Raw genomic sequence first — 18,642 nt, 5'->3', positions numbered from 1 at the left:
AGACAGCGCTTGGGTGAAAAACAGATCTTTGGACATTCGGGGCTCCTGTCTATCCAGTCCAGCCAAGGCCCGCAGCGACGCAGTTCATCGACTGCATAAGCGGAACCGGCACTGTTGATGATTTCCGGGCGCGCTCTTCCCGCAGGAGGCGCACCTGGGTTTTGTGAATTTCGCGCAGCATGTTCTCTACCCGCCCGAACCGGGCACGCAGGCGCGGGAACCGCTGCGACAGGCTGCTGTCGCCGGTAAGGAAGGCGATCGCCTCGCAGGCAAGCTGGTATTCCTTGCGTATGGCACCAAAGATGCGCTCCCGGGTCTCGGCGTCCTGCACCAGTGTTGCGTAATCGGCTGCGATCTCCATGTCGCTTTGCAGCAGGGTCTTTTCGACCTCGTCCACCACCAGGCGGAACAGCGGCGACCCCGCAAACATATCCTGCAGAACCGCATCGCCGCGGGTGCCGCGGAACTTGCGGAAACTGGCAACTGCCGAGCCGAACCCGTACCAGCCGGTGATCATGTGGCGGTTCTGCGACCAGGCAAAAACCCAGGGAATCGCCCGCAGGTCATCCAGCGACCCGGCTCCGAAACGCCGTGCGGGGCGCGAGCCGATCTTGAGCATGGCCAGTTCTTCCACCGGGCTGGCCTGCTGGAAATAGTCCAGGAAACCGGGCGCATTCAGCAGGTTGGAGTAAGCCGCCTGCGACATGCCCGCGAGCGCCTCGAACGCATCATCGAATTCCGGGTTCACCGGCGGGGTATCGTCCTGCAGCGAATGGCGCAGCACCGAGGAGGCCATCAGCTCCAGCTGGTGCAGGGCCGTACCCCGGTTGGCGTATTTCGAACTGACAACCTCACCCTGTTCAGTGATCCGCATCCGGCCTGCGATGGTGCCCGCCGGCTGGGCGGCAATCGCACGCTCCGCAGGCGCCCCGCCGCGGGAGACAGAACCGCCGCGGCCGTGGAAGAACACCGGCTTCATCCGGTGCGCCGCCAGCGTGCGGGTGATCAGGCGCTGCGCCTTTTCCAGCTCCCAGGTGGAGCAAAAGAAACCGCCGTCCTTGTTGCTGTCGGAATAGCCCAGCATCACCTCGATCCGGTTGTCACTGGATTTCAGCGAACGGCGGGCAAAGGGGACGTCCAGCAGGCCGTCAAGGATACCGGGCGCAGCACGCAGGTCGCCGATGGTTTCAAATAACGGCACCACCTTGAGCGCGGCCTTCTCAGCTCCGAAGCCGGCATAGCGCGCCAGCAGGTAGACCCCCAGCAGGTCATCGGTGGAACGGGTCATCGACAGGATGAACGGCCCCATCGCCTGCGGGTCTTCTCCTGCACCGGCATCGCGCATCAGCCGCAGTAGCTTCAGCAATTCACCGCTTTGCGGGCTCAGCTCATCCGGCGTCATATAGGGAAGCGATGCGCTGCCCAGCTCCTTGCGCAGCCGCGCCGACCAATCCGAACTGCCAAAGTCGGGCACTTCGCCCGAGCGCGCCCAGATCTCGGTGAGCGTGTCAGTCGTGACGGTGGAGTTCTGGCGGATATCCAGCGTCACCGTGCGGAAGCCAAAGACATCCGCCTGCCAGCGGATCGGCCGCACATAGCGGGCCGCCAAGCGGTGCGCGCAGATATCCTCAAGCGCCTCTTCAACTTCTGCCAGATCGGCAACAAAATCGCCCAGGTGCTTATAGGCACCGGTTTCCTCTGCCGCCGTGGCCTTGATCCGCGCCAGGATTGCAGTCAGCGCCTGGCGGAAAACTTCGCCCGGATTGCGTGCCGAGAGCGCCGCGGCACCAGGGGCTGCGGCAATAACCTTTGCCAGCCGGGCAGACGTGCTTTCAGGCAAGGCAAATACCGCTGCCGAAATCGAAATCCGCTCCGCCGCGGTGGTCAGCGCCTTCTTGTATCGTTTCAGGATCGCGGCGCGGTTCGCGGTCAGCGCTGCTGCCGTCGCCTCTACCGTCACATTCGGGTTGCCGTCACGGTCGCCGCCAATCCAGGAATGGAACTTGAGGCAGGGTGCATCAGCGCTTTCGCCCAGCCGCGGTTCTGCGGCGGCGATGTAGCGCTCAAACAGCTGCGGCACCGCTTCATACAGGCTGTCGCGGAAGAACTGCAGCCCCCATTGGATTTCATCCTGCAGGCTGGGCCGGTCGCGGCGCAGCTCGCCCGTCATCCACAACAGGTCGATTTCCGACCGCAGGTCCGCCAGCAAATCAGCGCGCTCGCGCGGGGTCCAGCGCTTGGCCTCCAGCGACACCAGCCCGCGGTAGATACGGCGGTGGATTTCCAGGATGGTGACACGCTTGGCCTCGGTCGGATGCGCGGTCAGGGTCGGGCCGATAGAAAACTGGCTGGCGACCTCCTGCAGCCGTTCCGGCGTGGCCAGTTCCCCGGCCAGATCCAGCGCGCGGGCGAAACTGCCCTCGACCACTTCCGGACCATCCTGCGTCTCTGCCATACGGCGGTCGCGCATGGCGGCGTTTTCTTCGACGATCTTCAGCAGCTGAAACCAGATGTTGAAGGCCTGCATATAGGCAGTCGCGGGCTGCCCGTTGGACAGATCCCAAGCGGTTTCAGAAACGACCTTGGCGGCAACTTCCGGCGCCCGCTGGAGCAGCACGTCCAGCCATAGGGCGTGCAACTCGGAGCGAAGCCCGGCGGCATAGCCAGTGTCCTCATATTCTGCAGGCGCGGTTTCGGCAGGATCAGCCATTACATCACCCGGTCGCGCGGCTCGCGCCCTGCAAAGAAGTCGGTCAGGTTGTCGAGCACACGGAAACCCATCGCCTCGCGCGCCTCGCGGGTGGCACTGCCCAGATGAGGCAGCATCACCAGGTTCTCGCAGTCCAGCAGATCCGGGTTGATGCGTGGCTCGCCGTCGAACACATCCAGCCCGGCCCCGCCGATGGTTTCGAACCAAAGGGCGCGCGACAGGGCCAACTCGTCGATCACCTCGCCGCGGGCCGTATTAATTAGGAATGCATCCGGCTTCATCAGGTTCAGCATCCGGGTGTTGATCAGATGCCGGTTGGCGGCGCCGCCCGGGCAGTGCAGCGAGACGAAATCGCACTGCGGCATCAGGTCTTCCAGGCTGTCGGCCTGCGTGGCGTTGTAGCGGGCCAGGACATCGGGGGAGACGCGGGAGCGGTTTTGCACCACGATCTTCATGCCGAAGCCGTGGTGCGCTCGCCGCGCCATTTCCTGACCGATGCGGCCAAAACCGACAATGCCCAGTGTCTTGCCGGAGACTTTGGTGCCGACCAGATGGGTCGGACGCCAACCGGTCCATTCGCCGGCGCGCAACTCGCGCTCGCCCTCACCAGCACGGCGCGCCACCATCAAGAGCAGCGTCATGGCAATGTCAGCGGTGCATTCGCTGAGCACGTCCGGCGTGTTGGTAACGGTCATGCCGTGGCCGGCCGCACCATGCATATCAATGTGGGAGTAGCCGACACCGTAGTTGGCAAGGATCCGGGCCTGCGGTTTGGCGATATCAAAGGCCCTGGCTGAAATCTTGTCGGTGACGGTCGGCAGCACCGCGTCAAAAGACGTCATCGCATCGCGCAGCTCGTCCTCGCTCAGCGGCTTATCACCTGTGTTCAGCACAGCATCAAACGCCTCGGAAAGCTGTGCCTCAACGGCGGCGGGCCAGCGGCGGGTCACCAGAACCTTGGGCTTTGCCATGATTTCATCTCCCTGACGTGTTTGTCTTATTAATGCGCTCCACCCCCGCCATTGCCCCGGGCCAAGGGTGGAGCGTTGCGCCTGTTCCGTTACCGGATCAGGCGGCGTTCTTTTTCATCACGCTTGCGATGGTCTCGCCGATCACCGCCGGGTTTTCGGCAACAGTCACGCCCGCGGCCGACAGGATTTCCACCTTCTCAGAGGCGCTCTCGCCAAAAGCCGAAATGATCGCGCCCGCATGACCCATGGTACGGCCCTTGGGTGCGGTCAGACCCGCAACATAGGCCACCACCGGCTTGGTCACATGGTTCTTGATGTAATCCGCCGCTTCCGCTTCCTGCGGGCCGCCGATTTCACCGATCATCGCGATGACCTCGGTTTCCGGGTCCTTCTCGAACCATTCCAGGATGTCCTTGAAGGAGGAGCCGTTGATCGGGTCGCCGCCGATGCCGACCGAGGTGGAAACCCCCAGCCCCAGCTCTTTCAGCTGCGCCGCGGCCTCGTAGCCCAGGGTGCCCGAACGGCCGATGATGCCCACGGTGCCCGGCAGGTAGATGTGGCCCGGCATGATGCCCAGCAGCGCCTTGCCCGGCGAGATGGTGCCGGCGCAGTTGGGGCCGGTCAGGATCATCCGCTTGTCCTTGGGATAGCGGTACATGTAGCGCTTCACCCGGATCATGTCCTGGGCCGGGATACCATCGGTGATGCAAACGCAGTAGTTGATGCCCGCATCCGCCGCTTCCATGATGGAGTCAGCTGCAAACGGCGGCGGCACAAACACCAGCGAGGCATTGGCGCCAGTAGCTTCGACCGCTTCTTTCACGGTATTGAAGACCGGCACGCCCTCGACGGTCTCGCCGCCCTTGCCAGGCACCACGCCGCCCACGACGTTGGTTCCGTATTCGATCATGTCTTTGGTGTGGAACCGGGCAATCTTACCGGTGATGCCCTGGACGATGACTTTGCTTTCGCGATCAAGAAGGATGCTCATTTGACGGCCCTCACACGAGTGTTTTGATCAAGGTCGTTTTTCCACGCGCCGACAGCACGCTCAGCGGCTTCCATCAGCGAGGTTGCGCGGATCAGCGGCAGGCCACTTTGCGCCAGGATCTTCTGGCCTTCCTCCACATTGGTGCCGGCAAGGCGGACCACCACGGGCACGTCGACCTGCACTTCCTTCAGCGCCTGCACGACACCTTCGGCCACCCAGTCGCAGCGGTTGATGCCGGCAAAGATGTTGACCAGAACCGCCTGCACATTGCTGTCAGACATCACCAGGCGGAAAGCCTTGGCCACACGCTCAGGCGTTGCACCGCCGCCGATATCCAGGAAGTTGGCAGGCTCGCCGCCGGCCAGCTTGATGGTGTCCATGGTCGCCATCGCCAGGCCTGCGCCGTTCACGATACAGCCGATGTTGCCCTCAAGGCCGACATAAGACAGGCCGCGATCGGCGGCGCGGGCTTCGCGCGGGTCTTCCTGGGACTTGTCGCGCAGCTCCGCGATCTGCGGGTGGCGGAACAGGGCGTTGTCGTCAAAGGTCATCTTGGCGTCGAGCGCGATGACCCGGTTGTCCGAAGTGACCACCAGCGGATTGATCTCAACCATGGTGGCATCCAGTTCGGAAAACGCCTGGTAGCAGCCCTTGAGGGTGCGCACCATTTGCTGCGTCATCGCCGGTTCAATGCCCAGGGCAAACGCGATCTCGCGCGCCTGGAAGTCCTGCAGGCCAACGGCCGGCTCAACGGTCGAGCGCACGATGGACTCGGGCCGCTCGGCGGAGATCTCCTCAATCTCCATGCCGCCTTCGGACGAAGCAACAATCATCACCCGCTGACTGGAACGGTCCAGCACAAATCCCAGATAGATCTCGCGGGCAATCGGCACCGCACCCTCGACATAGACACGGTAGATGCCTTTGCCTTCGGGACCGGTCTGGTGGGTCACCAGCTTCTTGCCGAACAGGTTCTCGGTCGCCTCATAAATTTCGGCTTCGGAATTGCACAGCTTGACACCGCCCGCCTTGCCGCGGCCGCCGGCGTGAACCTGGGCTTTGACGATCCAGCGGTCGCCGCCCAGTTCCCGCGCGCGGTAGGCCGCTTGCTCGGGGCTGTAGGCCAGCGCGCCCGGCGGAACGGTCACGCCGAAGTTGCTCAGAACTTCCTTGGCCTGATACTCGTGGATATCCATGGTCCTCTCCTCCTCATGGATGTCGGAATTCTATTACTCAGCCGGTTCCAGTTCCGGTGCGTAATGCTTGTCGAGCAGGGCGTTGATCGCCTCCATGTCGACCTTGGCACCCATGTCGTTCATCGCCTTGCCGAAGCGGTTCACGATGTCGGTGATGGCAACCGGGGTGATCTGGTTCAGGATGCCGATGCGGACCTGAACCGGCTCCGACAGTGTCGGCCAGATGCCGAAACCAACGGCGCGGCAGTTGCCCACCAGTTCCTTTTCGCGGCCTGCCAGATCGCCAGGCAGGTTCAGCACAACAAGGCTGGTCATGTTACTGGTCACGTCGCAGCCCATCGCGGTGACGGCGTCGCGCAGCGCTTTCTCGTGGAAGGCATAGTCGCGGGCCTTCTGGGCGCGGCCGTGCTGCAGGGTAATGCGCAGCGCTTCGTGGAAGGCGGCAACTGCATAGCCCGAGTGAGTTCGATGGTAGGTGCCGGCAGCCACGTCCTCGCCGTCCACGATGCCCCAGTGGCGGGCTTCCAGGATCGGATTGTGAACGTAGGAATGGCAGCCGTTCTCGCGCACGGTCTGGATGTACTCGTCGGTGAAAGACACCGGCGCATACGTCAGCGGCAGGCACAGCACGCCTTTCTGCGGGCAAGACGCCCAGCCGGCAACACCCGGGTAATCGTCAATCGAGAAATCTTCGATACCCAGCGAGGACACCGCGTCGATCAGGCCCATCACACCGTGCTTTACGCAGGCATCCGAGAAACCTTTCAGGTCGTTGATACGGCCGGAGCCGGTTTCCCAATGCGCCATGAAGGCCCATTTCGGTTTTTTCTCGGCCAGAACCTGCTCCACCAGCTTGCCGGAAACCGACTCGCCGTGGGGCACGTCGACCACGGTAACGGAGGCAGGCTGCGGGTTCATCGCGTCAGCAGCCAATTCCTCGCGGGTGGCGGCCTTCATCCGGATGGTCATCGCGTCAATGCCGGAGAAGGTGCCATTCTGGAAGGCAACCACAGTATCGCCAGGCAGGATCGCGTTCAGCATGCAATCGAGGCCCGAGAAGCCGGTACCGCCGACGCCGTAGGTGTAGGTGTTGCTGGTGCCCCACAGATCGCGCAGCATCTGCTTGCACTCGATCATGCCGCGCAGCACGTCCGCCTGCATGTGGTCAGCCAGGCCAGTGTTGGCAAAGGCCTGCAGCACGCGGGGGTCGGTATTGCCCGGGCCAGGGCCAGCGGCCAGGGTTTCCGGGATTTCCAGGCTAGGGAAGATCGTGGGTTCAGTCATCGGGGTCAGGCCTCGCTGTTTTCGTGTCGGCGATGTGCCGGAGGTCCCGGGCCTTCTTCGCGGTGGTCTTCACTGCGGGAAGGTTTGTTTCCTGTCGTGCAACATCTGTTAACCCAAGGAAAACCCAGGTCGACAAAACCCGCAACATACCTATATCCTGCTTTTGGGTATCTAATTGGGTGGCAAAAAACCTACCCATACTGGTAAAAATACCGTTGTATACCGAAATGACCCCTACCCATTTGGGTGGTTTATTACAAAAGGACACACAATGGCTCCTATAAGCGACAAAGTTTCCCCGATTTCGGTCATGCTTGCTGACGCAAATCCACTGGTGCTGTCTGCGATGTCCGAAATCTTCGACAAGGACCCGCGATTCTCGCTGGTCGCCACCTCCGCCACCGCCGAAGGCTTCCTTGGAACCGTGATGCGGGTGCCGGTTCAGGTCGGGATCATCGACTGGAACCTGCCTGCGCTTGGCGGCGCCAAACTGATCGAGGTGTTGCGCGATCAGACCAACGCCCCGCGGCTGGTGGTCTATGCAGACGACAGCGGCGACGTCCCGCGCAAGGCGATGAGTGCAGGTGCGGCTGGCTTTGCGCCGCGCTCCAGCGCTGTCGACGGGTTGCTGGACACCTGCCTGGCCGTGGCCGCGGGCAAGATGGTGTTTCCCTTCCTCGACGTCCGGGGCCTCCAGACCGATCCGATCGAGCAGCTGTCGCGCCGCGAGCGCACCATGCTCGAAGCGCTGTCCAAGGGGCTCACCAACAAAGAGCTCAGCAAGGAGCTGGAGATCTCGACCAACACGGTGAAGTTCCACCTGTCGAACCTCTACGAAAAACTCTCGGTCAAGAACCGCGCCCAGGCGATTGCGTTCTACTACGCCAACCGCGCCGCCAGGGGGGATTTCAGCCTTGAGGAATGATCCGGTTTGCTGGCCTGCGCCTCGCACGCGGGCACGCACACGCGTACGCACGCGAGGGCGCGACGCACGGGCGCGCTCCCGCGCGAATGTATTTAAATGAAAACTTTTTTCTTGACAGGAAACACTCTGATAAGGAATGCCTAGGGAGGAGAGGACGAAACCCCATTGCGAATGAGGAGCGCACCCATGTCGTTTCATACCATCGAACAGGCCCCCGGCCGCCTGAACCGCAGCGAGCTGGCAATTCCCGGCTCTCAGCCACAAATGTTTGAAAAAGCAGCAAAATCCGATGTCGATGTGATCTTCTTGGATCTCGAAGACGCGGTTGCGCCGGACGAGAAAGACCAGGCCCGCAAGAACATCATCGAAGCTCTGAACGACATCGACTGGGGCAACAAATCCATGTCGGTGCGAATCAACGGCCTCGACACCCACTACATGTACCGCGATGTGGTCGATGTGGTTGAACAGGCAGGCGAACGCCTTGACCTGATCATGGTTCCCAAGGTGGGCACCGCAGCCGATGTTTACGCCGTCGACATGCTGGTCACCCAGATCGAAGACGCGAAAGGCTACAAGAAGCGGATCGGCTTCGAGCACATCATCGAGACCGCGCTCGGCATGCAGAACGTGAGTGAAATTGCCGCAGCCTCCAAGCGCAATGAATCGCTGCATTTCGGCGTTGCAGACTATGCCGCCTCGACCCGCGCCCGCACCACCATCATCGGCGGTGTGAACCCCGATTACTCGGTGCTGACCGACCCGGCCGCAGACGGCTCGCGCGATGTCCATTGGGGTGACATGTGGCACTACGCCCTGGCCCGCATGGTTGTTGCCGCCCGCGCCAACGGCCTGCGCCCGATCGACGGCCCGTTCGGCGATTTCCAGGACAAGGACGGCTACAAGGCCGCCGCAAAACGTGCTGCGGTTCTGGGCTGTGAAGGCAAATGGGCCATCCACCCCAGCCAGATCGAACTGGCCAACGAGGTGATGTCGCCGTCGGATGCGGAGATCACCAAGGCGCACCGCATTCTGGAAGCGATGGCCGAAGCTGAAGCGGCCGGCAAAGGTGCGGTGTCGCTGGACGGCCGCCTGATTGACTATGCCTCGATTCGTCAGGCAGAAGTGCTGGTGGAAAAAGCAAAGCAGATCGCCGGCAACTAAGCCGCCGTTCACTTTCAAGACCTTACGCCGTCCCGGCATTGGCCGGGGCGGCTGATCGCCGCTATGCCAGGGAGATTGCTGATGACTGGATTGCTGACCACCGCCAAGGCCTTGTTCCAGGCCGCTGTCGACCGCGCAGACCCGGCCAAGGCCCTGCGCGCCCAGCTGGCGTCTTCCCCGCTTCCCCCGCTGCCCGAGGGCGGCAGGAACGTGCTGCTGGCCCTCGGCAAGGCTGCCATCCCGATGATGCGCGAAGCACTGGTGCTGATCCCGGATGCCAAGCAGGCCTTGGCAATCACAAACTCTGAGAATTACACGGAAATTCCCGGCGCCACGGTGATCTGCGGCGCCCACCCGGTGCCGGATGAAACCAGCGCCGCCGCAGGCATGGCGGCCATTGAACTGGCGCGTTCCCTAGGCCCCAATGACCGGCTGATCGCGCTGATTTCCGGCGGCGGCTCTGCCCTGATGGTGGCGCCCGCCCCCGGCCTGACGCTGGCGGACAAGGCCGCCATGAACAAACTGCTGCTTGCCTCGGGTCTTGAGATCAACGAGATGAACCTGATCCGTCAGCAGCTGTCGGAAACCAAGGGCGGCGGATTGCTGCGCCATGCCGCGCCTGCCCAGGTGCAGGCTTTCATCCTGTCGGACGTGATCGGCGACGACCTGCGCGCCATTGCCTCCGGCCCCACCGTGGCCCCCATCGGCACCCGCTCTCAGGCGCGGAAAATCATGCAGCGCGCAGGCCTCTGGGACCGCGCGCCTGAAGCTGTCAGAACCTATCTCAGCGCCACCGAAGAGAACCAGGACGCCTCCCCTCCGGCCACCAACACATTGATCGGCTCCAACCGCCACAGCCTCAAGGCAATGATGACCGCAGCGGCAGAGGGCTGGAACACGAAGCTGGTGTCCCACCGCCTGGTTGGTGACGTGGCTGAGGCCGCGGAAACCGTTTTCCAAGCGGCCGGATCTGCACCGCTGGACAAGCCCGTCGCGCTGATATTCGGCGGTGAAACCACCGTGCAGATCCGCGGCACCGGCCTCGGCGGCCGCAACCAGGAACTGGCCCTGCGCGTCGCCAAACTGGGTGCTGAACGGCTCAGCGGAGACTGGCTGTTCCTCTCCGGCGGCACCGACGGGCGCGATGGCCCGACCGACGCCGCCGGCGGCATCGCAACCCCTGCCACCTGGGACGCCATCAAGGCTGCCGGCCTGGACCCTGACGCGCTGCTGGCCAACAATGACAGCTATGCCGCCTTGAAGGCAGCAGATGCGCTGCTGATCACCGGTGGCACCGGCACCAATGTGGCCGACGTGCAAGTTTTCCTAAGGCGGCCGGATTAACCCTTCAGCCACGCCCGCCTTCATCCTTGCTGAAGGTCCACCGTATCCGAAGCAGCTTGAGAGCAGGCTAAGGTGCACTCATGGCTCATGAAAAAGCCTCTGCCGCCAAGGGCCTTTCCGGGCGGACTTTCCGGTGCCTGCCCAGCGCGGAACGGCAACAGACCGCCTACATCTCCACGATCTTACCTGGATTCATGATGTTATCGGGGTCCAGCGCCGCCTTGATCGCGGCCATGTAACGGGTGGCCTCGCCCAGCTCCTGCTGCAAATAGGGGCGCTTGCCCTGGCCGATGCCGTGCTCGCCGGTGCAGGTGCCGTCCATGTCTATCGCCATCTCGTTGAGCCAGCCGATGTACTCGTCCGCCTTCTGGCGCTCTGCATCGCTGTCCATGTCAATGAGCAGGAGCGCGTGGAAGTTGCCATCGCCCACATGGCCGACCATTGGCGCCAGCAGCCCCATGCTCTCAGCCTTCTCGCGCGCCGCGCTGACACATTCCGCCAGCCGCGAGATCGGCACGCAGACATCGGTGGACAGCCCCTTGGCACCAGGGCGCAGCTGCAGGCTGGCCCAGTACATGTCGTGGCGCGCCTGCCAGAGCTTGCTGCGCTCCTCCGGTGTGGAAGTGGCGGCAATGTCGAAGCCGCCGAATTCTTCGGCGATGGAGGCGAACATGTCGGATTGCTCCACCACGCCGGCATCCGAGCCGTGGAATTCCAGCAGCAAAAGCGGCGTTTCCGGCAGGTCGAGGCCGGAATAGGCATTGGCCGCGCGCACACTCATCTCATCTAGCAGCTCGATCCGGGCGACCGGGATGCCGTACTGAATGGTCATCATCACCGCGCGGCAGGCCTCATCCACGGTGCGGAATGCGCAGCGGGCAGAGCGGATCGCCTCCGGGATGCCCTGCAGTTTCAGGGTGAGTTCAGTGATCAGGCCCAAAGTGCCCTCGCTGCCGACCAGAAGCCGGGTGAGGTCATAGCCTGCAGAGGATTTCTTGGCCCGCTGCGCGGTACGGATCACGGCGCCGTCGGCCATCACCGCCTCCAGCCCCAGCACATTGTCCTTCATGGTGCCGTAACGCACTGCGTTGGTACCGGAGGCACGGGTGGCCGCCATGCCGCCAAGCGATGCATTAGCGCCTGGATCAATAGGAAAGAACAGCCCCTGATCGCGCAGGTAGGTATTCAGCTGCTCGCGGGTGACACCGGGCTGCACCACCACATCCAGATCCTCGGCATGAACCGCGATGATCTGGTCCATCCGCATCATGTCCACGCAGATGCCGCCGGCGGGCGCGTTCACATGCCCTTCCAGCGAGGTGCCGGTGCCGAAGGGAATGACCGGCACGCCGTATTCGGCGCAGACCGCGACGATCTCCGATACTTCCCGGGTGGTGGCAGGAAAGACCACCGCATCCGGCGCCTGGTTGGTGATCCAGGTGGTGGTGTGGCCGTGCTGCTCGCAGATGGCCTGGCCGGTCTGCAGCCGCTCGCCGAACTGCTGGCTCAGCGCATCAATGGCGGCGGCGATCCCGGCTTCGTTGCGCGGCAGTGATGTGGCTTGGACCATGGCGGCCTCCCCTGGCAGCGGGGCGCGATGCCCCAAAACAATTCACCTGTTAACTTACGGGCAGCCACCGGAGTTCAGCAATACCCAGAACCCCGTAGCCCGCCCGCATTACACTGAGGCCGGGCAGACCATCTAACCGCCTAGCGCAATCCCCTCGCGCCGCGGATCCGCCGCGCCCTTCAGCCCGTCGCCGATTTCAATAGCGTGCAGGCCGGAGGTCAGGTCGCGGGCCTCCACCTCATACCCCATCTCCGTCAGCGCCTCCATCAGCTCCTCTGCGCTAGTGCCGGCCTCCACGTCATAGGTGCCAAAACGGTTCACCAGATGCGGCAGTGCCAGCGCTTCCTGGATGCCCATGCCCCAGTCAGCCCAGGCGATGATCGACTTGGCCACATAGCCGATGATGCGGCTGCCGCCGGGGGAGCCGATGGCCAGCACCGGCTTGCCGTCCTTCAGCACAATCGTCGGCGCCATTGACGAACGCGGCCGCTTGCCCGGCTCCAGCCGGTTGGCGATGGGCACACCCTCCGCATGGGTGCGGAAGGAGAAATCCGTCAGTTCATTGTTCAACAGGAACCCGGCCGCCATCAGCCGCGAGCCAAAGGCGTTTTCGATGGTCGTGGTCATCGACAGGACGTTGCCGTACTGGTCCACGATGGAAATGTGGGAGGTCGAGGGCAGCTCGATCGACTCGTCATCAGAGAGCATCAGCGCGTGGTCAAACTCCGGCGACCCCGGCGCCACTTCGGGCAGCGCATCGTCGCCCTGCAAGAGCTCTGCCCGGCCCGCCAGGTAATTCGCCGCCACCAGACCGTGGGCGGGCACAGGCACATAGTCGCTGTCCGCCATGTAACGGCCCCGGTCGGCAAAGGCGAGACGCGAGGCATCGCCGATCAGCCGCCAGGCCTCTGCACTCTCAGCCCCCAATTCGGCCAGATTGTAATTCCCCAGCATTCCCAGGATCTGCCCCACGGTCAGCGCACCGGAGGACGGCGGCCCCATGCCGCAGGCCTCAAAATCGCGGTAGGCGGCACAGACCGCCGGTCGCTCCTTGACGCGGTAAAGCGCAAGGTCAACGGCGGACAGCACACCTGGATTGCCCTCGGCGGTGGTCACGGCGCGCACGATCTCCGCCGCGATGGGGCCAGAATAGAACGCCCCTGCACCGCCCTCGGCCAGCGCATGAAGGGTGGCGGCATAGTCCGGGTTCAGCAGGGTTGCTCCCTCGGCAATCGGCTCTCCGTCCGGCAGGAAGTATGCGGCTGTTGCGGATGCACGCGACAGCCGCTCGGCATCCCCGGCTACCAGCGCGGCCAGACGCGGCGACACGGCAAAGCCTTCCTCCGCCAGTTTGATTGCCGGCTCAAACAGCGACGGCCAATTGGCGCGGCCCCAGCGGCGGTGGGCCTCTTCCAGCAGCGCGGGCGTGCCAGGCGTGCCGACAGACCGGCCCCCGACCACTGCATCAAAGAACTTCAGCGGTTCGCCATTTTCATCCTGAAACAGGGTTGGCGTGGCGGCCAGCGGCGCGGTTTCGCGCCCGTCCAGCGTGGTCAGCTCGCCCGTTGCGGCGTCATACCAGACCAGAAACGCGCCGCCGCCGAGGCCGGAGGATTGCGGCTCCACCAAACCCAGCACGGTCTGCACCGCCACCATCGCATCCGCCGCAGACCCGCCCGCGCGCAGCACCGCCGCGCCGGCCTCCACTGCGTGCGGGTTGGCGGCAGCGACCATCCAGTTGTCAGCCTCAACCGCTTCGCCATTTGCCTTGGCTTCCAGCGCCGCGGCCACATCGGGGGAAATCGCCTCAAATGCGCCTCCGGTTGCTGCCTCAGGGGCCACCGCATCTGCAGCCTCCTGCGCGGCGGCAGGGCCTGCAGCAAGCGCGGCAACAGCCAGAATCAGATACTTCATGAAAAGTCCTCCTTACAATTCCAGCCGGTCAGCTGCGTTTACAGCATCGACGGCACAACCTGATCCGGCGGCCGGTGGCCGTCTTCAAACGTCTTAATGTTCAAAAGCACCTTCTCGCCCATCTCGATGCGGCCCTCGATGGTCGCGGATCCCATATGCGGCAGCAGCACCACATTCGGCAGCTCGCGCAGGCGCGGGTTGATGTCGGTGCCGTGCTCATAAACGTCGAGGCCCGCGCCCGCGATCTCATCCGAGCGCAGCATCCGGGTCAGCGCCATTTCGTCGATCACCTCGCCGCGCGAAGTGTTGATGATCACCGCCGAGGGTTTCATCAGCTTCAGCCGCCTCGCGTTCATCAGGTGGAAGGTGGAGGGCGTCGAGGGGCAGTTGACGGAGATCACGTCCATCCGCGCCACCATCTGGTCGAGGCTTTCCCAATATGTCGCCTCCAGCTTCTCCTCGATTTCCGGACGCAGGCGGCGGCGGTTGTGGTAATGGATCTGCATCCCGAAGGCTGCGGCGCGCTTGGCCACGGCCTGACCGATGCGGCCCATGCCGAGGATGCCCAGGCGGCGCCCGGCGATGCGTCCGCCCAGGAACGCCGTCGGCGCCCAGCCCTGCCAGTCGCCCTTCTGCATCACTGCCAGCCCTTCAGGCATCCGGCGCACCACCGCCATGATCAGCGCCATCGCCATATCGGCGGTGTCGTCAGTCAGAACACCCGGGGTGTTCGAGACCAGAATGCCGCGCTGGCGGGCCGTGGCGACGTCGATGTGATCCACCCCGGCACCATAATTGGCAATCAGCTTCAGCCGCTCGCCTGCCTGGCCCAACAGCCCCGCATCAATGGTATCGGTGACGGTGGGAACCAGCACATCGGCATCTTTCAAGGCTGCCGCCAGCTCGCTCCGGGTCATCGGCGTATCATCTTCGCGCAGGCGCACATCGAACAGCTCGCTCAGCCGGGTCTCCACAGGTTCCGGCAACCGTCGCGTAACGACAACACTCAGTCGGTCTCTTGGCACTTGCGCTCTCCCTTGGGCTTTTCATTTTGCACGCCTCCGTGGCATCGTGGCCCAGTATGCGCAGAGGCACAAGAACCCAACCGCATTCCCTGACAGCGAGACCGGAAATTTGACGGGCTCAGCAGGGGCATAACCAGACGGGCGGAAGACCGGAACAAGAGGCTGGGCGCAACCCGGCTGGGCAACGAAGAGGCGAGCAGGCAGTGAGAAACGCGGCAATGGCAATCCGCCATCTGGCAGCGGCAGCAGCAGCAGCAGTGACAGTGCTGACCGCCACCTTCTGTGCGGCCGAATCCCGCGGCCCCGTCACCAACCTGCCGCTGCCCCGCTATGTCTCGATGAAGGCCGCCACCGGCAATGTGCGCCGCGGCCCGTCGCTGACGCATAAGATCGATTGGGTTTTCAAACGCCGCGGCATGCCGCTTGAGATCACCGCCGAGTATGGTCACTGGCGCCGGGTGCAGGACCGCGACGGCGCCGGCGGCTGGGTGCATTACGCGCTGCTGTCCGGAGTGCGCACGGTTCTGATCGAAGAGGACATGCTGACCGTGCATGCACGCCCTGACACCCGCTCACCGGTCACTGCCGCGTTTGAATTGGGCGTGGTCGCCCGTCTCGGTGAATGCGCAAGTGAATGGTGCGAGATCTCGGCCGGCGGCTACAGCGGCTGGGCGCCAAAGAAAAAGCTCTGGGGCGTCGCCCCCGACGAGCTGCGCGAATAACCTCCTCCCGCTTTCATCTTTCCCTAAATACTCCGGGGTGAATTGGGCCACCGGCCCAAGAGGGGCAGAGCCCCTCATCAATTCAAGCCTGCGGGGCAGCGCCCTGGCCCCTGCCGCGGCAATCTGCGCGGGCCTCCCGGGCACCGCACCATTGCACCTGCAGCAATCCTGTTCTACATGGGGGCCATACCATTGGCTTCCCAAGCCCGTTCCAGCCCCGTCATGCCGCGCTGGAACATCACTGGAATAACCCCCGGCACGGGCCTGGCCCTGCTGACGTCATAAACGCCTCCGAGATCGCTGAAAGGTTGTGGAACATGGCAGAAAATCAAACCCCGGACATATTGTATACCATTGTAGACGAAGCGCCCGAACTGGCCTCGGCATCCTTCCTGCCGATCATCCGCAAGTTCGCGTCTGCCGCCGGAGTGACCGTCGGCACCAAGGACATTTCGCTGGCCGGCCGCATCATCGCGGCCTTCCCGGAGAACCTGACCGAAGCACAGCGCCAGAGCGATGATCTGGCCGAGCTGGGCCAGCTGGTGAAAACCCCGGACGCCAACGTGATCAAGCTGCCGAACATCTCCGCCTCGGTGCCGCAGCTGACCGCCGCCATCAAGGAACTGCAGGCCCAGGGCTATGCTCTCCCGGACTATCCCGAAGAGCCGCAGACAGACGCCGAAAAAGACGTGCGCGCCCGTTATGACGCGATCAAGGGCTCCGCGGTGAACCCGGTCCTGCGCGAAGGCAACTCTGACCGCCGCGCTGCCAAGGCGGTGAAGAACTTCGCACAGAAGAACCCGCATTCGATGGGTGCATGGTCGGCAGACAGCAAGACCAAAGTGTCCTCGATGCCGGGCAACGATTTCTACGCCAACGAGAAATCCGCCACCATCACCGCCGCGCAGGCCGGTGTAGCGAAGATCGAGTTTGTGGCCAAAGACGGCGCCGTCACCGTGCTGAAAGACGGCTGGCCGCTGGAAGAGGGCACCGTGGCCGACGCCACCTTCATGTCGGTGAAGGCGTTGTCGTCCTTCCTGGGTGATGCGATTGCCGACACCAAGGCCGACGGCACCATGTTCTCGCTGCACATGAAGGCCACCATGATGAAGGTCTCCGACCCGATCATCTTCGGCCACGCGGTCAAGGCCTGGCTGGCACCGGTGTTCGAGAAATACGGCGCTGAGCTGGACGCACTGGGTGTGAACCCGAACTCCGGCATGGGCGACCTGCTGGAACGCGTCAAAGGCAACGCCGAAATCACCGCCGCCATCGAAGCGGTGCGTGCCGAACGCCCCGACATGTACATGGTGGACAGCGACAAGGGCATCACCAACCTGCATGTGCCGTCTGACGTGATCATCGACGCGTCCATGCCTGCGGTGATCCGCGCCGGCGGCAAGGGCTGGGACCAGAACGGCAACAAGGGCGATACCAACTGCGTGATCCCCGATCGCTGCTATTCCACCGTCTATGACGAAACCATCAACTTCTTCAAAGCCAACGGCGCGCTGGACGTGACCACCGCCGGCGCGGTGGCCAACGTCGGCCTGATGGCGCAGAAAGCAGAGGAATACGGCTCCCACCCGACCACGTTTGAGGCGCCCGCCGACGGCACCATCCGTATCGTCCTGGCTAACGGCGAGACGCTGCACAGCCATGACGTGGAAACAGGCGACATCTGGCGCTCCTGCACCGTCAAGAAAGCCCCGATCGAAAACTGGATCCTGCTGGCAATGGACCGCCAGCGCCTGACCGGCTCCGAAGCGATCTTCTGGCTGGACGCAAACCGCGCCCATGACGCCGAACTGATCAAATACGTTCAGCCCGCGCTGGAGAAGGCCGGCGTTGCGGACAAGTTCCAGATCATGGCGCCGCGCGAAGCCACCCGCCAGTCGCTGGAAACCATCACCGCAGGCAAGGACAGCATCGCCATCACCGGCAACGTGCTGCGCGACTACCTGACCGACCTGTTCCCGATCCTGGAGCTGGGCACCTCGGCCAAGATGCTGTCAATCGTCAAGCTGATGCAGGGCGGCGGCTTGTTCGAAACCGGCGCTGGCGGCTCTGCCCCCAAGCACGTGCAGCAGCTGGTCGAAGAGAACCACCTGCGCTGGGATTCGATGGGTGAATTCTGCGCCCTGGGCGAGTCGCTGAACTTCCTGGCCGACGTCAAAGGCAACGCCAAGGCCGGCGTGCTGGGCCGCGCGGCGGAGGACGCAACCCAAGGCATCCTCGACCACAACCGTTCGCCCTCGCGCAAGGCCGGCCAGCCCGACAACCGCGACAGCCACTACTGGTTTGCCCGCTACTGGGCCGAGGCGCTGGCGGCCCAGACCGAGGATGCGGAGCTCGCAGCGCATTTCGCCCCCATCGCCGAGGAGCTGGGCGCCAAGGAAGAGCAGATCATCAGCGAGCTGGCCGCCGCCCAAGGCGCGCCCGCAGATATCGGCGGCTACTACCGCCCCAGCGTGGAGCTGAAGGCCAAGGTGATGCGCCCCAGCCCGGCGCTGAACGCCATCATCGGCTGATCCGCTTCCGATGGATTGAAACGGAAAACGCCCGGGAAATTTTCCCCCGGGCGTTTTTGATTCTTTGTCTCGGCAGCCGGCTTAGAAATCCTGCCACAGATCCCGGGCGGCGTTGCCGCTGGCGGCCGCGGCGGCGGGCTGCGGCGCGGGCTGCATTTCCCAGTCATCGCTGCCATGGGCAGTTGGTGCCAGGGCCGGAGCAGCGGCGGGTTTCGCCGGGGCTGCCGGGGCCGCCGTGGAACAGCCGCCTGCGGTCTTGAAGTGGGCCACCAGATCGGCCAGCTTGCCTGCGTCG

The 18,642-nt window shown here is 63.7% G+C and carries 13 protein-coding genes and 1 pseudogene; 5 read left to right on the top strand and 9 right to left on the bottom strand.

Annotated features, from left to right (window positions below; translation table 11 throughout):
- Positions 1 to 49: 49 nt before the first annotated feature.
- The 5 genes from RA26_RS16565 to RA26_RS16545 form a co-directional block, all read right to left on the bottom strand.
- Complete coding sequence (locus RA26_RS16565) at positions 50 to 2,710, bottom strand: phosphoenolpyruvate carboxylase (RefSeq protein WP_039185491.1); 2,661 nt, start codon at positions 2,708 to 2,710, stop codon at positions 50 to 52.
- Positions 2,710 to 3,681, bottom strand: coding sequence for a 2-hydroxyacid dehydrogenase (locus RA26_RS16560; RefSeq protein WP_039185490.1), 972 nt, complete (start codon positions 3,679 to 3,681; stop codon positions 2,710 to 2,712). Before RA26_RS16560 ends, RA26_RS16565 begins: the two co-directional genes overlap by 1 nt.
- Before the next feature lie 97 nt (positions 3,682 to 3,778).
- Positions 3,779 to 4,672 carry a succinate--CoA ligase subunit alpha gene (sucD, locus tag RA26_RS16555; protein ID WP_027236207.1) on the bottom strand — a complete coding sequence of 298 codons (894 nt, stop codon included), beginning with the start codon at positions 4,670 to 4,672 and terminating at the stop codon, positions 3,779 to 3,781.
- Positions 4,669 to 5,868 (bottom strand): malate--CoA ligase subunit beta, encoded by a 1,200-nt coding sequence (locus RA26_RS16550; RefSeq protein ID WP_039185489.1) that lies wholly within the window; start codon positions 5,866 to 5,868, stop codon positions 4,669 to 4,671. The genes sucD and RA26_RS16550 overlap by 4 nt, the downstream gene beginning before the upstream one ends.
- A 33-nt stretch (positions 5,869 to 5,901) precedes the next feature.
- Complete coding sequence (locus RA26_RS16545) at positions 5,902 to 7,152, bottom strand: aminotransferase class V-fold PLP-dependent enzyme (RefSeq protein WP_039185488.1); 1,251 nt, start codon at positions 7,150 to 7,152, stop codon at positions 5,902 to 5,904.
- Positions 7,153 to 7,462: 310 nt separating this feature from the next.
- Here RA26_RS16545 and RA26_RS16540 point away from each other — a divergent pair, with 310 nt between their 5' ends.
- The 3 genes from RA26_RS16540 to RA26_RS16530 all read left to right on the top strand — a co-directional run bounded on the left by RA26_RS16540 (position 7,463) and on the right by RA26_RS16530 (position 10,585).
- Positions 7,463 to 8,077 carry a response regulator transcription factor gene (locus tag RA26_RS16540; RefSeq protein ID WP_039185487.1) on the top strand — a complete coding sequence of 205 codons (615 nt, stop codon included), beginning with the start codon at positions 7,463 to 7,465 and terminating at the stop codon, positions 8,075 to 8,077.
- Between the two features lie 186 nt (positions 8,078 to 8,263).
- On the top strand, positions 8,264 to 9,241 hold the full coding sequence (locus RA26_RS16535) for an HpcH/HpaI aldolase/citrate lyase family protein (protein WP_039185485.1): 978 nt from the start codon (positions 8,264 to 8,266) through the stop codon (positions 9,239 to 9,241).
- Between the two features lie 81 nt (positions 9,242 to 9,322).
- Positions 9,323 to 10,585 carry a glycerate kinase type-2 family protein gene (locus tag RA26_RS16530; protein ID WP_039185483.1) on the top strand — a complete coding sequence of 421 codons (1,263 nt, stop codon included), beginning with the start codon at positions 9,323 to 9,325 and terminating at the stop codon, positions 10,583 to 10,585.
- Between the two features lie 166 nt (positions 10,586 to 10,751).
- On the opposite strand, the gene RA26_RS16525 is transcribed toward RA26_RS16530, so the two are convergent.
- The 3 genes from RA26_RS16525 to RA26_RS16515 form a co-directional block, all read right to left on the bottom strand.
- Positions 10,752 to 12,155 (bottom strand): FAD-binding oxidoreductase, encoded by a 1,404-nt coding sequence (locus RA26_RS16525; RefSeq protein WP_039185481.1) that lies wholly within the window; start codon positions 12,153 to 12,155, stop codon positions 10,752 to 10,754.
- A 132-nt stretch (positions 12,156 to 12,287) separates the two neighbouring features.
- Entirely contained in the window at positions 12,288 to 14,069 is a 1,782-nt protein-coding gene (gene ggt, locus RA26_RS16520) for a gamma-glutamyltransferase (protein WP_039185480.1), read from the bottom strand.
- 38 nt (positions 14,070 to 14,107) lie between these two features.
- Positions 14,108 to 15,094 carry a 2-hydroxyacid dehydrogenase gene (locus RA26_RS16515; protein WP_039185478.1) on the bottom strand — a complete coding sequence of 329 codons (987 nt, stop codon included), beginning with the start codon at positions 15,092 to 15,094 and terminating at the stop codon, positions 14,108 to 14,110.
- A gap of 218 nt (positions 15,095 to 15,312) precedes the next feature.
- Between RA26_RS16515 and RA26_RS16510 the strand changes: the two genes are divergently transcribed.
- Both RA26_RS16510 and RA26_RS16505 read left to right on the top strand, forming a co-directional pair.
- Positions 15,313 to 15,816 (top strand): SH3 domain-containing protein, encoded by a 504-nt coding sequence (locus RA26_RS16510; RefSeq protein WP_039185475.1) that lies wholly within the window; start codon positions 15,313 to 15,315, stop codon positions 15,814 to 15,816.
- Positions 15,817 to 16,133: 317 nt separating this feature from the next.
- Positions 16,134 to 18,347, top strand: coding sequence for an NADP-dependent isocitrate dehydrogenase (locus RA26_RS16505; RefSeq protein ID WP_039185474.1), 2,214 nt, complete (start codon positions 16,134 to 16,136; stop codon positions 18,345 to 18,347).
- 81 nt (positions 18,348 to 18,428) lie between these two features.
- On the opposite strand, the pseudogene RA26_RS16500 reads toward RA26_RS16505, so the two are convergent.
- Positions 18,429 to 18,642: pseudogene (locus RA26_RS16500) on the bottom strand (methyl-accepting chemotaxis protein); the annotation flags it as partial.

Source organism: Leisingera sp. ANG-M7, from assembly GCF_000813965.1.
Lineage (GTDB): Bacteria > Pseudomonadota > Alphaproteobacteria > Rhodobacterales > Rhodobacteraceae > Leisingera.
The sequence above is the reverse complement of the archived record's forward strand: the minus strand, read 5'-3'. Positions and strand labels throughout refer to the sequence as shown.

Coding starts and splice junctions, on each gene's coding strand:
- ggt (WP_039185480.1), bottom strand. CDS start 14,069: ATGAAGTATCTGATTCTGGCTGTTGCCGCGCTTGCTGCAGGCCCTGCC.
- RA26_RS16510 (WP_039185475.1), top strand. CDS start 15,313: ATGGCAATCCGCCATCTGGCAGCGGCAGCAGCAGCAGCAGTGACAGTG.
- RA26_RS16540 (WP_039185487.1), top strand. CDS start 7,463: ATGCTTGCTGACGCAAATCCACTGGTGCTGTCTGCGATGTCCGAAATC.
- RA26_RS16530 (WP_039185483.1), top strand. CDS start 9,323: ATGACTGGATTGCTGACCACCGCCAAGGCCTTGTTCCAGGCCGCTGTC.
- RA26_RS16545 (WP_039185488.1), bottom strand. CDS start 7,152: ATGACTGAACCCACGATCTTCCCTAGCCTGGAAATCCCGGAAACCCTG.
- RA26_RS16560 (WP_039185490.1), bottom strand. CDS start 3,681: ATGGCAAAGCCCAAGGTTCTGGTGACCCGCCGCTGGCCCGCCGCCGTT.
- sucD (WP_027236207.1), bottom strand. CDS start 4,672: ATGAGCATCCTTCTTGATCGCGAAAGCAAAGTCATCGTCCAGGGCATC.
- RA26_RS16535 (WP_039185485.1), top strand. CDS start 8,264: ATGTCGTTTCATACCATCGAACAGGCCCCCGGCCGCCTGAACCGCAGC.
- RA26_RS16505 (WP_039185474.1), top strand. CDS start 16,134: ATGGCAGAAAATCAAACCCCGGACATATTGTATACCATTGTAGACGAA.
- RA26_RS16550 (WP_039185489.1), bottom strand. CDS start 5,868: ATGGATATCCACGAGTATCAGGCCAAGGAAGTTCTGAGCAACTTCGGC.
- RA26_RS16565 (WP_039185491.1), bottom strand. CDS start 2,710: ATGGCTGATCCTGCCGAAACCGCGCCTGCAGAATATGAGGACACTGGC.
- RA26_RS16525 (WP_039185481.1), bottom strand. CDS start 12,155: ATGGTCCAAGCCACATCACTGCCGCGCAACGAAGCCGGGATCGCCGCC.